Source organism: Rhizobium sp. PP-F2F-G48, from assembly GCF_004342335.1.
GTDB lineage: Bacteria > Pseudomonadota > Alphaproteobacteria > Rhizobiales > Rhizobiaceae > Ferranicluibacter.
Map to the genome: position 1 here is coordinate 372,584 of NZ_SLVH01000001.1, position 14,541 is coordinate 387,124.

12 protein-coding genes are annotated in these 14,541 nt (G+C 63.5%); 6 read left to right on the forward strand and 6 right to left on the reverse strand.

All coding sequences use genetic code 11. The features are described 5' to 3' along the window. The first annotated feature begins 80 nt into the window (after positions 1-80). Positions 81-626: an adenine phosphoribosyltransferase gene (locus tag C8J36_RS01745; protein ID WP_132531963.1), complete on the forward strand. Its 546-nt coding sequence runs from the start codon at positions 81-83 to the stop codon at positions 624-626. 102 nt (positions 627-728) lie between these two features. Here C8J36_RS01745 and ychF read toward each other — a convergent pair whose 3' ends face one another. Continuing rightward, positions 729-1,832, reverse strand: a complete 1,104-nt coding sequence (gene ychF / locus C8J36_RS01750; protein ID WP_132531966.1) for a redox-regulated ATPase YchF — start codon at positions 1,830-1,832, stop codon at positions 729-731. A gap of 217 nt (positions 1,833-2,049) precedes the next feature. Between ychF and clpS the strand changes: the two genes are divergently transcribed. Continuing rightward, complete coding sequence (clpS, locus tag C8J36_RS01755; protein ID WP_062592219.1) at positions 2,050-2,358, forward strand: ATP-dependent Clp protease adapter ClpS; 309 nt, start codon at positions 2,050-2,052, stop codon at positions 2,356-2,358. A 46-nt stretch (positions 2,359-2,404) separates the two neighbouring features. Here the strand turns inward: clpS and pth are convergent, their stop codons facing one another. The 4 genes from pth to C8J36_RS01775 all read right to left on the reverse strand — a co-directional run bounded on the left by pth (position 2,405) and on the right by C8J36_RS01775 (position 7,359). Next, on the reverse strand, positions 2,405-3,133 hold the full coding sequence (gene pth / locus C8J36_RS01760) for an aminoacyl-tRNA hydrolase (RefSeq protein WP_132531969.1): 729 nt from the start codon (positions 3,131-3,133) through the stop codon (positions 2,405-2,407). Between the two features lie 131 nt (positions 3,134-3,264). Then, on the reverse strand, positions 3,265-3,969 hold the full coding sequence (locus C8J36_RS01765) for a transporter substrate-binding domain-containing protein (protein WP_165914920.1): 705 nt from the start codon (positions 3,967-3,969) through the stop codon (positions 3,265-3,267). Between the two features lie 139 nt (positions 3,970-4,108). Continuing rightward, positions 4,109-6,481 carry a bifunctional diguanylate cyclase/phosphodiesterase gene (locus tag C8J36_RS01770; protein WP_132531975.1) on the reverse strand — a complete coding sequence of 791 codons (2,373 nt, stop codon included), beginning with the start codon at positions 6,479-6,481 and terminating at the stop codon, positions 4,109-4,111. 227 nt (positions 6,482-6,708) lie between these two features. Continuing rightward, positions 6,709-7,359 (reverse strand): 50S ribosomal protein L25/general stress protein Ctc, encoded by a 651-nt coding sequence (locus tag C8J36_RS01775; protein WP_062593319.1) that lies wholly within the window; start codon positions 7,357-7,359, stop codon positions 6,709-6,711. 256 nt (positions 7,360-7,615) lie between these two features. Here C8J36_RS01775 and C8J36_RS01780 point away from each other — a divergent pair, with 256 nt between their 5' ends. Beyond that, a complete protein-coding gene (locus C8J36_RS01780) occupies positions 7,616-9,721 on the forward strand; it encodes an EAL domain-containing protein (RefSeq protein WP_132531978.1) in 2,106 nt (701 codons plus the stop codon). 7 nt (positions 9,722-9,728) lie between these two features. Here C8J36_RS01780 and C8J36_RS01785 read toward each other — a convergent pair whose 3' ends face one another. Beyond that, positions 9,729-10,928, reverse strand: coding sequence for a benzoate/H(+) symporter BenE family transporter (locus C8J36_RS01785; protein WP_132531981.1), 1,200 nt, complete (start codon positions 10,926-10,928; stop codon positions 9,729-9,731). Between the two features lie 207 nt (positions 10,929-11,135). Between C8J36_RS01785 and C8J36_RS01790 the strand changes: the two genes are divergently transcribed. From C8J36_RS01790 to C8J36_RS01800, 3 genes are all read left to right on the forward strand, one after another. Next, positions 11,136-12,083, forward strand: a complete 948-nt coding sequence (locus tag C8J36_RS01790; RefSeq protein WP_132531984.1) for a helix-turn-helix domain-containing protein — start codon at positions 11,136-11,138, stop codon at positions 12,081-12,083. Between the two features lie 161 nt (positions 12,084-12,244). Continuing rightward, positions 12,245-13,753 carry an aldehyde dehydrogenase gene (gene adh / locus C8J36_RS01795; RefSeq protein ID WP_062592232.1) on the forward strand — a complete coding sequence of 503 codons (1,509 nt, stop codon included), beginning with the start codon at positions 12,245-12,247 and terminating at the stop codon, positions 13,751-13,753. Positions 13,754-14,138: 385 nt separating this feature from the next. Further along, positions 14,139-14,534: a DUF779 domain-containing protein gene (locus tag C8J36_RS01800; protein ID WP_245506424.1), complete on the forward strand. Its 396-nt coding sequence runs from the start codon at positions 14,139-14,141 to the stop codon at positions 14,532-14,534. The last annotated feature ends 7 nt before the right edge of the window (positions 14,535-14,541 follow it).

Consider the following 14,541-nt stretch of genomic DNA (forward strand, 5'->3'; position numbering starts at 1 on the left):
GTGAAAAATGCTGTAGGGCCGGACCCTTTCCGGTGCTAAGACGTGGGCTCTAACAGACCTTTGCGAGGCCTTCCGTTTTCATGACGTCTTCCCTACAGAGCGAGCTTGCTGCCGCCATCCGCACCATCGAGAATTATCCGAAGCCGGGCATTCTCTTTCGCGATATCACAACGCTTCTCGGCAATCCGCGGGCGTTCCGCCGCTCGATCGACGAACTCGTGCATCCCTTTGCCGGGACGAAGATCGACAAGGTCGCGGGCATCGAGGCGCGCGGCTTCATCCTCGGCGGTGCCGTGGCGCACCAGCTGTCCTCCGGTTTCGTGCCGATCCGCAAGAAGGGCAAGCTGCCGCATGATACGGTGCGTATCGCCTACAGCCTCGAATATGGCGTGGACGAGATGGAAATGCACCGCGACGCCATCACGCCGGGCGAGAAGGTCATCGTCATCGACGATCTGATCGCGACCGGCGGAACGGCCGAGGGCGCGTGCAAGCTGCTGAAGCAGATGGGCGCCGATATCGTCGCCGCCTGCTTCGTCATCGACCTTCCCGATCTCGGCGGCCGCAAGAAGCTTGAGGCACTTGGCGTCGAGGTGCGCACGCTGGTCGAATTTTCCGGACACTGAATGAAAAGGCCTCGGGCATGTCCGATGCGGAGATGCCCGTGCGGAGATGCCTGGGGCCCTGTCACGTTCCCGGAGCGGCTGGGATGGCAGCCGTTTCGGCGCTTATGTGTTGAAGCGGAAGTGGATGACGTCGCCGTCCTGGACCACATATTCCTTGCCTTCGTCGCGCGCCTTGCCGGCTTCCTTCGCGCCGCTTTCGCCACCGAACTGGATGTAGTCGTCATAGGCGATGGTGTTGGCGCGGATGAAGCCGCGTTCGAAATCCGAATGGATGACGCCGGCGGCGGCCGGGGCCTTTATGCCGCGCTCGATGGTCCAGGCGCGCGTTTCCTTCGGTCCCACCGTGAAATAGGTGATGAGGTCGAGCAGCTTGTAGCCGGCGCGGATGAGACGGTCGAGGCCGGCTTCGCTGAGGCCGAGCGCTTCGAGGAACTCCCGCGATTCGTCTTCCGGAAGCTGGGCGACTTCGGACTCGATGGCTGCCGAGATGACCACCGTTTCCGCACCCTGCGCCTTGGCCATCACCTCGACGGCACGCGTATGCGCATTGCCCTCGACCGCATCCGCCTCGGCGACATTGCAGACATAGAGGACCGGGTGCGATGTCAGCAGGTTGAGGCTCTTGAGGATCAGGAGTTCCTCGGCGTTGAGCGTGGAGAGCAGCGTGCGGACAGGCTTGCCCTCGTTCAGAAGCTTCAGCGACGCGTCCATGATGGGAAGGGCGGCGACCGATTCCTTGTCCTTCGAGCTCGCGCGCTTGCGGGTCTGCTCGGTCCGCCGCTCCAGGCTCTCGAGATCGGCCAGCATCAGTTCGGTTTCGATCGTGTCGGCATCCGCGACGGGATCGATCTTGCCCTCGACATGGGTGATGTCGTCGTCCTCGAAGCAGCGCAGAACGTGCACCACGGCATCGACTTCGCGGATGTTGGCGAGGAACTGGTTGCCGAGACCTTCGCCCTTCGACGCGCCGCGCACGAGGCCGGCGATGTCGACGAAGGCGATGCGGGTCGGAATGAGTTCCTTGGACTTGGCGATATCGGCCAGCTTGCGCATCCGCGGATCGGGCACGGCGACCTCACCGGTGTTCGGCTCGATGGTGCAGAAGGGATAGTTCGCCGCCTGCGCCTGCGCCGTTTTCGTCAGCGCGTTGAACAGCGTGGACTTGCCGACGTTCGGCAGACCGACGATACCGCATTTGAAACCCATGGCGTGACGACCCGTCTCTACTCGTTTTGCAATGCGGTGCCTATGGGCGAAAGCGGCTGAAGGGTCAAGGGGGCGGGCCGCGTGCGGGCGTCCGGACGCTGTTGGAAGACGGGGCCGCGCCTTGAATCTGCTTGGTCACGCTTGAAACCGGTGACGCGCGATGTGATATAGCGGCTTGCCTGTTCCCGGGCCTTTTTCGTCGGAAAGGCGCTTGCTCATGAGCGATGATACCACCACCACGCCGAAGACGGTGACCCAGCCGAAGCTCCAGCGGCCGAAGCTCTACAAGGTCATTCTTCTGAATGACGACTATACGCCGCGTGACTTCGTGATCATGGTCTTGAAGATCGTGTTCCGGATGAGCGAGGAGAGCGGTTACCGGATGATGTTGACCGCCCATAAGATGGGCTCCTGCGTTCTCCTGGTCTGCGCCCGCGATATTGCCGAGACAAAGGCGAAGGAAGCGACCGACCTTGCCAAGGAAGCCGGATTTCCGATGATGCTGACCACCGAGCCGGAAGAGTGATCACGGCCTTGAAGGCCCCGATCGTCCTGAGCGCTTCCTCGTCCGTCTAGTCGTCCTTGTTGCCGAACATCTTCTTCAGCATGTCCGCCATCGGTCCGGTCGTCGGCAGGATTTTCGGTTGGGCGTGGTTGCGCGCCGCCCGGATGTGGGACTGACCGGCGGGCTTCTTTGCGGTCGGCGCCTTTGATCCGGGTTCGGCCGGCGGCGGGCTGCCGGTGGCAAGCGCGAGCTTGTTCATCAGCTGCGAATCCTCGGCACGGGCCAGCATCTCGGCATTGTCCGCCAAAGCCTCGAGAAGCGGCTCGAGCCAGAGCCGGTCGACCTTGGAGAAGTCGCCGAGCACATGGCGTTCCACCTGTTCCTTCGAGCCGGGGTGGCCGATGCCGAGGCGCAGGCGCCGGTAATCGCGGCCGCAATGCGCGTCCATCGACTTGATGCCGTTATGCCCGCCATGGCCGCCGCCCGTCTTCAGCCGCGCCTTTCCCGGCACGAGATCGAGTTCGTCGTAGATCGCGACCACGTTGCCGACCGGAACCTTGTAGAAGCGCATCGCCTCGCCGACGGCTTCGCCCGAGAGGTTCATGAAGGTCTGCGGCTTCATGAGGAGCACGCGCTCGCCTCCGAGGTCGCCTTCCGCAATCTCGGCCTTGAACTTTTTCGACCAAGGCGAAAAGGGATGACGGCGATGGATCGCGTCGAGGGCCATGAAACCGATATTGTGGCGGTTTCCCGCATATTTCGGGCCCGGATTGCCCAGTCCTGCAAAGATCAACATTGTCTCGTCTCGGGTCGTTTGCCGGTTCGGTGCAGAACGCGTCGCGTGCGCATGCTGCGGGAAGGGCTTTCTGCACCTGTCGGGGGCGTCCCTGTCAAGCCGGTTCGTGGGGCCGAGGCCTCTGGATCGCGCTAGTTGCCCGAAATTCGGTAGCGCTGCTCGATCTCGGCCTGGGTACCGTCCGCAATCATGCGATCGAGCACCGCCTGCATGGCGGCGATGCGCTCGTCCGGTACGGACGGGTTGCACGCAATGCCGGAGCGTGTGGATTCGACCTTGAGGACCTCTTCGAGAGGCTGATCCTGGCTGCGGAGTTCGTTGAAGGTCTTGCCCGTGATGAGGACGAGATCGACGCGGCCGGCGAGCAGTTTCTTGATGGACAGCTCGACGCTCGGCGCCGAATCCAGATGCTGGAAACCCATGGCGAGGGCGATGCGTTCGCCGATGTCGCCATTGTAGACCGCGATCGTGAAGGCCTTGGCGGCCTCGATCGAGCGGGGGAGGGCCGTGCCGCCGGAGCGGCCGACGAGCAGAAGCGCATCGACATCGAGCGGAAGCACCCATTTGAATTGCGCGGCGCGCTCGGGAAGAAACGCCGTCGTGAAGATGCAGGTTGCCGGATCCGCCTTTGCCGTTGCAAACGCACGGGCCCAGGGGACGATGTCGAGCGTGTAGTCCTGATGGATTTCCGCCAAGATCGCGCGAATCTGATCGACCGACGAACCGGTCACCACACCATTCTTCGTGAAGCCGAAGGGCGGATATTCCTCCGTCAGGAACGTCAGCGTTTTCGGGCCATCAGGAGCGGCGGCCGATTGCGCAGATGCGGCGCTCATGGGAAGAAGCAAGCACAGCACGGCTGTTGCAACCGCCGTTGCGCGTCCCGCTCTCCATGATCCCGTTTGCTGCATGCCGGCCGTCGCTCCCTGCCAAATGATCGGGCGTTGAACATGCCCGTCGGTCCGTTCGAGCCGATCAGGCCGTCGTCGCCTTGGCTTCCGAATTGCTCTCCAGCATTCTCAGCATGTCGCCGATCGGCATCGGCTTGCTGAAGAAATAACCCTGGCCATAGTCGATGCCGAGTTTCTTCAGGAGTTCCCAGTCTTCGAGCGTTTCGATGCCTTCGGCCACCGTGTCGTATCCCATCTGGTTGGAGATGGTGCGGATGCCCTTGATCAGCATGCGGCTCTTGCGGCGGACGTCCACCTCATCGGCCGTCAGCGAGCGGGTAAAGGACTGGTCCACCTTGACGATATCAACGGGGAAACGGTTGAGATAGCTCAGCGACGAATAGCCGGTGCCGAAATCGTCGAGCGCGATGCGGCAACCGAATTCGCCGAGCTGCTTCAGCACGGCGTGGACATCCGGGCTGTCGAGCATCAGCACGGCTTCGGTGATCTCGATGACGATTCGGCTTGGTGCGATGTGGTTCTTGAGGAGCAGCGCCGCAAGCTTGTGGGGCAGGGTGGTTTCGAACTGCATCGGCGAGAAGTTCACCGCGAGATAGGTGTCGCCGGTACCTTCCAGGCGCGAGATCGCCGCGAGATGGCCGATGGCCTTTTCCAGAATGCGCTCGCCGACGCGGCCGATCGTGCCGGTCTCCTCGGCGATGCCGATGATGCGGGCCGGGGAGAGGAGACCCTTTTCCGGATGGTTCAGCCGCATCAGCGCCTCGAAGCCGACGATGCGGCCATCGCTCATGCCGACGATTGGCTGGAGGTAGGCTTCGAACCAGTCTTCGCGCAGGCCGCTCTCGATATGCTGGGCGATCTCGTGCCGCTCCCGGGCGGCGTCGAGCATCGAGGTATCGAACATCTGCTTGCCGTTCTTTCCGCCATGCTTGCGGGCATACATGGCGATGTCGGATTTCAGGAGCAGATCCGAGGCGTTTTCGGCATGGACCGGGTAGAGCGCGATGCCCACGCTGCAGCTGACCGAGAGTTCGGTGCCGCGCACGACGATCGGTTCGGCAAGGCTCGCACAGATGCCGTCGCCGATGTCGCTGGCGAGCATCTCGACGTTCTCGCCATTGATGAGGATCGCGAATTCGTCGCCGCCGATGCGCGACATGGTGTCTTCGGGCCGCAGTTTGGCGCGAACGCGCGACACGACCTGTCGCAGGACCTCGTCGCCGACCGCATGGCCGAAATTGTCGTTGATCCATTTGAAGCGATCGAGGTCGATGAACACGCAGGCGAGTTCGCCGGAGCGTTCGTCGGCCTTGCGGATGCCGGCATTCAGGGCCGCCTCGAAGCCCTGGCGGTTGAGGAGACCGGTCAGGTGATCGGTCATGGCCTGCACATGGTTGCGGCTTTCGGCCTGCTTCAGCGCCGTGATATCGGTCATGACGGCGAGGGCGGCATCTTCCGTCTGCCCGTGATCGAGCGTCATGGTCTCCTGGATGAGGACGGTCATCGTCTCGCCATTCGCCTTGAGGAAAGGAACGGTCACCTCGCAGGTGTTCTGAAGGCCGGCGGCGATGCGACGGTCGCGATAGGATTCATGGGCCAGGGGGTCGAGGAAATCCGAAAACGGCCGGTCGATGACGGCTTCCCGCGCATAGCCGGTCTTGCTCAGCCAAAAGTTGCTGACGGCGACGATCCGGTCTTCCAGATCGATCGAAAACAGCATGGCCGGCGTCAGGTTGTAGATTTCGGTCGAGCGCGCATGGGCGCGGCGCAGCGCGTTCTGCTCGTTTTCGAGACGGCTCTGCATCTCGTTGAATTTGAGCACGAGCGCGCCCATCTCGTCGTCCGATTCCCATTCGACCCTCTGGCGGGAACCGAACAGGCGGCTCATCTCGATGGCGGCGGTCAGGCGCAGGAGGGGGCGGATGACGGTGATCCGATTGCCGACGATCGCCGCGATGAACACGACGGCGATGGCGACGATGAGAATGGAGAAGATAACCAGTTCGTCGGTGCCGAACCGGGCGAACAGGCCGCTGCTGCGCACATGCAGCTCGACCGTTCCGAGAACTTTCCGGCCGGTCTGCGCGTCGTAGACGATGTCGCGGGACAGGATGGCATGGGTGCCGCCCACTTCGTCGTCGGTTGCCGGATAGACGGATGAGAGGCCGGCAGAGGTGCCGGTGACCTTGACGAAGGCGATGTTTCCGTCCGCCGCCAGCGCGTGGGCGATCCGGTCCAGCGCTTCCGTGTCGAAGTCCCAGAGCGGCTTTGCCAGCGCCTTGGCGCCGGCATCCAGGATGATTTCGGCCGTGGCCAGCTGCTCGCGCTCGATGCGGCCGGAGGAGAGGTAGAGGAAGAGCACGATCAGCGGCGCGACGAAGACCAGCATGGCGCCGCAGACGATCGCGACGAAGCGATGTTCCACGGAATGCATCATTGTCTCGCCCCGGCAATCGCGTCTGTCATGGCCCGTTCCCTGCATTGATCGCACAAGGTTCCGCATGCCGGAACACAGCGCACAATCTTCGGCAACAAGACCACAAAAGCATTAAATGTTGTTGAAGCCGCCCGGCATGGGGGCGAATGCAAAAGGCCCGCCTGCGCGATGCAGGCGGGCCTTTCGATGCGGCACGGACGCTCATAAAGCTTACTTGAAAGTAAGGTTTACTCGGCGTTACCTTCGTTCTCGTCTTCGCTGGCAGCTTCAGCAGCCGGCGTGCCTTCTTCTTCTTCAGCCGTCAGGACGTCCGGAGCGGCGATCGTCGCAACCGTGAAGTCACGGTCGGTGATCGTCAGCGTCGCGTTCTCAGGCAGCGTGATGTCGGAGATGTGGATGCCGTCGCCGATCTTGGCCAGACCGCTGAGGTCGACCGTGATGGCGTCCGGGATCGCGTTTGCCGGGACGACCAGTTCGATCGTGTGACGAACGACGTTGAGAACGCCGCCGTTCTTGATGGCAGCGGACTTGTCTTCGTTTTCGAAGTGAACCGGCACTTCGACGGTCACGACGCTGTTCTTCGACACGCGCAGGAAGTCGACATGCATGGTGAAATCACGCACCGGATCAAGCTGATAGTCCTTGGGGAGGACCTGGATCTTCTTGCCGTCGACGTCGATCGTGGCGACCGTGGTCATGAAACCGCCGGCATGAATGAGCCGGGTGACTTCCTTCGTGGACAGGGCGATGGAAATCGGTGTCTGCTTGTCACCATAGATGACCGCAGGAATAAGACCGTTGCGACGCAGTTCGCGGGAGGACCCCTTACCTACCCGTTCGCGCGTTTCGGCCTTGAGCTCGTAAGTTGCGTTGCTCATGGCAATACCTTTCTTGTTGTGAAGCATCCGCAGGGCGAAGCCGCCTTGCGGATCGAGGTTTCGAGGCCTCATCCGCGTTTGCCTCCAAGGGTGTCTGCGCGGACGCGCGTCCATAACCGAGAAACCCCGAAATTGCAATGCTTGCGCGCCCTCGGCCGTTCAGAGGTCGGTAACCGTTCGGGAAGAACGTCGCGGCGCGTTAAGGACCTGATGGGTATGGCCGTGCGAGATCTCATCCGTCTCTCATAGGTGTTGCATGCTGACAATTCTCTCCTGCGTAGCGCTCGACCATTCGTATCCGCTGCTGCTTGCAGCGCTTGCCGTGTGTATCCTCGGCTCCGTCCTGACGATGCGGCTTTATGCCCGCGTGCGGCGCACCCAGGGGGTCCAGAAGCTCCACTGGCTGTTTCTGTCGGGATGTATCGGCGGCTCGACCATCTGGTCGACGCATTTCATCGCGATGATCAGCTATCGCATGTCGCTCGATCACGCTTATGATCCCTTCATGAGCCTCCTGTCGCTCGCCATTGCCGTGGGCTTCACGCTGTTCGGCTTCGGCATCACCGCCGGGCGCCAGACGGGTGCGACCATCGAGGTCGGTGGCGGTATCGTCGGTCTCGGCATCGTGGCGATGCATTATGTCGGCATGGCTGCGTTTCTGGTCGAAGGTTTCAAGACCTGGGACCCGGTGCTGACCGCCGTCGCAATGGTGCTCTCGGTCGGCTTCGGCGCGGTTGCCACGAACCGCATCGCGCGGCCGGTTACGCGTTTCTGCAAATATGGCGGAGCGACGAGCCTTATTCTGGCAATCGTCTCGCTGCACTTCACCGCGATGGCGGGGATGACGATCGTTCCCGACCCGACCGTATTGATCCCGGATATGGGCGTTTCGGACAGCGTGCTGGTCGCCATGGTTCTCCTGATCATGGCGGTCATGATGGCGCTGGGCGCCTCGGCCTATATCATCGATCTGAATTCCAACCAGTTGGCGGCCGAGCGCTACCGCCATCTTTCGCGGCACGATGCCTTGACCGGCCTGCCGAACCGGGATGCGCTCCATGAGCATGTCGGCGAGACGATGCGGCAGCCGCGCGACGACACGGCGCGCATGGCGGTCGTGGCCATCGGCGTCAACCGGTTCAAGGATGTGAACGATGCCCACGGCCAAGCCGTCGGCGACCGGGTTCTGCGGGAGATCGCGGAAAAAGTGTCCGGCATCCTGCAGACCGGCGAGTTTCTGGCCCGCAACGGCGGCGACGAGTTCGTGGCCGTTCTCGACCAGTTCTTCATGAAGGCCGATGCGAAGGAATTCGCCGAGCGGATCCTGACCGCCGTCAACCTGCCGATGGATCTGGAGGGGCGGCCCTTCCGCGTGACCGCGAGTGCCGGCATCGCACTCTTCCCCGGCTCGGGACAGACCGCGACCGATCTTCTCACGCAGGCGGATCTCGCCATGCAACGCGCAAAATCGACCGGGCCGACGGCCGTCCGGTTCTACAAGCCGAGCATGGATGCGGCCACGCGCGATCGCAGCCTCCTGTCCATCGACCTTCACCACGCCATCGACCGGGGCGAACTCGAACTCTACTACCAGCCGCAGAACGATGCCCTGAGCCGGGATATCATCGGCTACGAGGTGCTGCTGCGCTGGCGGCATCCGACGCGCGGCATGGTGTCGCCCGTCGAGTTCATTCCGCTCGCGGAGCGTACGGGCTTCATCCAGACGCTCGGCGACTGGGTGCTGGAAACGGCCTGCCGCGAAGCCTCGTCCTGGGCGCAGCCGCTGCGCATTGCCGTCAACGTTGCCCCGGCGCAGCTGGCCGACAGGCTCCTGCCGCACCGGGTGCGCGACATCCTGCTCCAGACCGGTCTTTCGGCCGACCGTCTCGAACTCGAGATCACGGAATCCGGCATCATCGGCGACCAGCAGCATGCGCTGCACATCATCCGGCAGCTGAAGGCGATGGGCGTGAAGATCGCCATGGACGATTATGGGACGGGCTATTCCTCGCTATCGACCCTGCAGAATTTTCCGTTCGACAAGATCAAGATCGACCGGAGCTTCGTCGACGGCATCGGCCGCAGCAGGCCGGCCGAAGCGATCGTGCGCTCCACGATCATCCTGGCGCGCAGCCTCGATATTCCGGTCCTTGCCGAAGGGGTCGAGACGGAGGAGCACATGACCTTCCTGCGCGGCGAGGGGTGCCTGCAGGTGCAGGGCTATCTCTTCGGAAAGCCGCAACCGCTCTCCGACATCAAGACCGCCGTCATGACGGCCGTCGAGTTCGAGCGGCCCTTGGACGATGACGAGACCGTCGATCCGTCGCCTCTGTCGCCTCTGTCGCCGGCCGTCGCGGCCTGAGGCCCGTTCAGGATGGATGGCGGGAAGCTGCGCGTCGGGACCTGACATGGGCGAGGAGCAGCATGAGCCCGCCCGCGACGATGCCCCAGAAAGCGCCTGAAATGCCGGCGAAGCTGACGCCGGAGGCAGTCACGAGGAACGTGATGGCGGCGCCGTCGCGGCTTTCCGCATCCTTGAAGGCGGCAGCGGCCGAGGTCGCGAAGGCGCTGATCAGCGCGAGGCCCGCCACGGCCTGAATGAGCACCGGCGGCGCAAGGCCGACCAGCAGCGTCACGGTGGCCGCGAGAAGTCCGAAGACGATGTAGAAGATGCCGGCGATGATGGCCGACCAGTAGCGCCGTGCGGGATCGGCATGCGAATCCGGCCCGGCGCACATGGCCGCCGTGATGGCGGCGAGATTGACCGCGTGGCCACCGAAGGGAACGGCAAACAGCGAAAAGACCCCCGTTGCGGCAAAGAGCGGGCCGGGCTCCGGTGTGTAGCCATGGACTTTGAGCACGGCGATGCCGGGAATGTTCTGCGACGCCATGGTCACGACGAAGAGAGGCAGGGCGATGGAGACGAGGCCCGCCACCGTGAAGACCGGCATGACGAAGACCGGCTCGGGAACGAGCGTCGCGACGAGGCCATCCAGCGCGCCCGGTGGAACATCGATGCCGAAGATGATGACGAGGGTGAAGGCGAGCAGGGCGGCGGGCACCGCCAGCAGCCGGTTGATTGCTCCGGCGACGGCCCAGGCCAGCACGATCGGCAAGCCGAGGGCGGGATCGGCGCCAACGGCCTTCACCGGCGCGAAACAGAGCGACACCAGCACGCCGGCGAGCATGGCGTTTGCAAGCGGCGCGGGGATCATGCCGACGAGCCGGCCAAGCGGGCGCCAGAGGCCGGCGATGACGATCATGACGCCGCAGAGCACGAAGCCGCCGGCGGCGGCCGGAAACCCGCCGGCGATCGCCCCGGAACTGGCGATGAGGGCCGCCCCTGGCGTCGACCAGGCGATGCTGATCGGAAGGCGGGTCCACACGCTCAACAGGATGGCGAGAATGCCCATGGAGACCGACAGGGCCATGAGCCCGGAGGCCGCCTCTGCCTCCGTCGCGCCCACGGCCGACAGGCCGTGCAGGATGACGGCGAACGAGCTGGCAAAGCCGACAAAGGCCGTGAGGAGCCCCATGAACAGGCTCTGGAAGGAAATCTCGCGCAGCATGATGGTCCGTCGAAAGAAATGCGGGAAAGCCGGCCGATGTCGGCCAGGGTCCGTTTCGCTGTAGCAAGTCGGAGGCTCCGAGAACACAGGCCGTCGCGATTTTTTACCGTGCCGGCGTCCCGATGCGACCTCTCTTTTCCCCTGCATGGACGTTTGGGGAAATCCCGGTATAGTGCCCGGACCGTCAGCTTTCGGGGAGGAGAGCGGATGAACCATTCGGATCACGTTCAGGCCGTGGCGCATCACGCGTCTGCGGCAGCCAGCTCGCCCGTTGCCGCATCGTGGCGGCGATGTATGACCGTGCACGGGCTTTCGCCGGAGGAGGCGCGGTCGCCCATACGGCTCGACGACCAGGCCTTTCGGCTGGCGCGCGAGCAGAGCGGCGCCCTGCTCGAAGAGGCGCGCGGCGAGATCGACAGGCTGTTTGCAACCGTGGGAAAAGCGGGTTGCTGCCTGCTTCTGACCGACGGCAACGGCGTGGCGCTCGATCGGCGCGGGGCCGCCGGCGACGACAAGGATTTCCGGGGCATCGGCCTCTGGTCCGGAACGGTCTGGAGCGAGGCGAGCGTCGGCACCAACGGCATCGGCACGGCGATCGCGGACGAGCGGCCGATCGTCATCTATCGCGACCAGCATTTTCTCAGCCGCAACACCGGCCTTTCCTGCGCGACCGCGCCGATCCGCGATCATTGTGGACGCGTGACCGCAGCGATCGATATCTCCACCTGCCGGGAGGATGCCGGGGAAATGGCCATGTCCATCCTCGCCCAGGCCGTGCGGGATGCCGCCGCGCGGATCGAATCGAACCTGTTCCACCGGGCCTTTCGCGGCCATCGTGTCCTGCTGGTGCCGGCAGAGGGCAAGACGACGCCGGCGCTGCTCGCGATCGATCGCGACGACCTCGTGCTCGGCGCGACGCGGGCGGCACGGCTGACGCTCGGGATCGACGATGTGAGAATCGCGGCCGGGATTCCCGCCTCCGATCTCCTGCACGATCGTCCCTCGGGCGACCACGAGAATCTTGACGATGCGGAGCGCGCCGCACTCCGCCGGGTGCTGTCGCGGGCGGGCGGCAATGTTTCCGCCGCGGCCGAAAGCCTCGGGATCAGCCGCGCGACGCTCTACCGGAAGATCAAGAAGCTCGCGATCGACTGATCGACGCCCTCTTCGCATCGCAGCACGGGTTGCAGCGCACGCGTGTCGCAGATGTGAGACAGTTGCGACCCCGGATCGGCTCTCCGCTTCTTTTGCTGCGGCCTGTTCCGGCGCAGGATCTCGTTCAGACAGAGGGAACTGTCCTTTCGGAGGAGAAGCACATGCTGCACCAGAAAATCGTCGAGAACCCGTTCAAGCAGAAATACGGCAACTTCATCGGAGGCGCCTGGCGCGACGCTGCGAGCGGTCGGACGTTCGACAATACGACGCCCGTCACCGGTGGCGTGCTTTGCCAGATTGCCCGCTCGGAAGCGGCCGATGTCGAGGCGGCGCTCGATGCCGCCCATGCGGCCAAGGACAAATGGGGCCGGACCTCGACCACCGAGCGCGCCAATATCCTGATGAAGATCGCGCAGCGCATGGAAGACAATATGGAGCTTCTGGCGCGGGCGGAAACCTGGGACAACGGCAAGCCGCTGCGCGAGACCATGGCGGCCGACATGCCGCTCGCCATCGACCATTTCCGCTATTTCGCGTCCTGCGTTCGCGCCCAGGAAGGCACCATCGGCGAAGTCGATCGCGATACGATCGCCTACCACTTCCATGAACCGCTCGGCGTCGTCGGGCAGATCATCCCGTGGAATTTCCCGATTCTCATGGCTGCATGGAAGCTGGCGCCGGCGCTTGCCGCCGGCAATTGCGTGATCCTGAAACCTGCCGAGCAGACGCCGGCCTCGATTCTCGTCTGGGCCGAGCTGATCGCCGACCTGCTGCCGCCGGGCGTGCTCAACATCGTCAACGGCTTTGGGCTCGAGGCCGGCAAGCCGCTGGCGACCAACCCGCGCATCAACAAGGTCGCGTTTACCGGCGAGACCTCGACCGGCCGGCTCATCATGCAATATGCCAGCCAGAACCTGATCCCGGTCACCCTCGAACTTGGCGGCAAGTCGCCCAACATCTTCTTCGCCGATGTGATGGCGGAAGATGACGACTATCTCGACAAGGCGCTTGAGGGCTTCGCCATGTTCGCGCTCAACCAGGGCGAGGTCTGCACCTGCCCGAGCCGGGCGCTGGTCAGCGAGAAGATCTACGACCGGTTCATGGAAAAGGCGCTGAAGCGTGTCGCGGCCATCAAGCAGGGCAACCCGCTCGACATGTCCACGATGATCGGCGCGCAGGCCTCCTCCGAGCAGCTCGACAAGATCCTGTCCTATATGGACATCGGGAAACAGGAGGGTGCGGAAGTCCTGATCGGTGGCGAGCGCAACATGCTCGACGGCGAACTGGCCGGCGGCTTCTACGTCAAGCCGACCGTGCTCAAGGGGCACAACAAGATGCGGGTCTTCCAGGAGGAGATCTTTGGACCCGTGGTCTCCGTCACCACCTTCAAGGACGACGCGGAAGCGCTCGAGATCGCCAACGACACGCTGTACGGTCTCGGTGCCGGCGTCTGGAGCCGCGATGCGAATCGTTGCTACAACTTCGGCCGCAATATCCAGGCCGGGCGCGTCTGGACCAACTGCTACCATGCCTATCCGGCGCATGCGGCCTTCGGCGGCTACAAGCAGTCCGGTATCGGCCGCGAGACGCACAAGATGATGCTCGACCACTATCAGCAGACCAAGAACATGCTGGTGAGCTACAGCCCGAAGGCGCTCGGCTTCTTCTGAGCCGAGGCATTTTTCAGCCGAAGCGAAATCCATTCGCCCTCGGACGAGGCGTCGAAAACGCCAGCGAAATCGCATCCGGCGAGCAGATGCTCGTCGGATGCGATTGACCGGGATCCTGCCTCAGAAACGACGCGTCTCGCGACCCACCGAAAGCTCTTCGGCTCCGGCCTGCGGGAGACGGTGCGGAAGGGTTTCTTCAGCTGTGCTGCGCCACCAGGAGCAGCGCGCTCCAGAGGAACAGCGACAGGCTGATGCAGGTCAAATAGCACTCCGCACGATACGACATGATGTGATCCTCCCAAATCCAGGGCGCAAGTATGTCACATTTATGAACAGGTCGTCACTCACTAGATTTAGTAGGGTCTCATAAAAGGACAGGTTTGTCATGCAGGGCGTTCAAGTCGGCGATATGCCGGACGGCCAGAAGCGTGTTCTCGCCACAGAGGCGGCGCTTGCCTTCATCGGGGAGATCCGCCGCGATCATCCCGACATCCTGTTCCACCAATCCGGCGGCTGCTGCGATGGCTCGTCGCCCATGTGCTATCCTGCGGACGACTACATTGTCGGCGACCATGATGTGCGGCTGGGCGAGATCGGCGGCGTCCCGGTCTATATCAGCGGCAGCCAGTTCGCGGTCTGGAAACACACGCAGCTGATCATCGATGTCGTGCCCGGGCGGGGCGGCATGTTCTCGCTCGACAACGGCCGCGAGAGGCGTTTTCTCACCCGCTCGCGGCTCTTTTCCGGCGGAGAGGCCTGCGCCGTTCCCACCGGCGCGTAGACCTGCC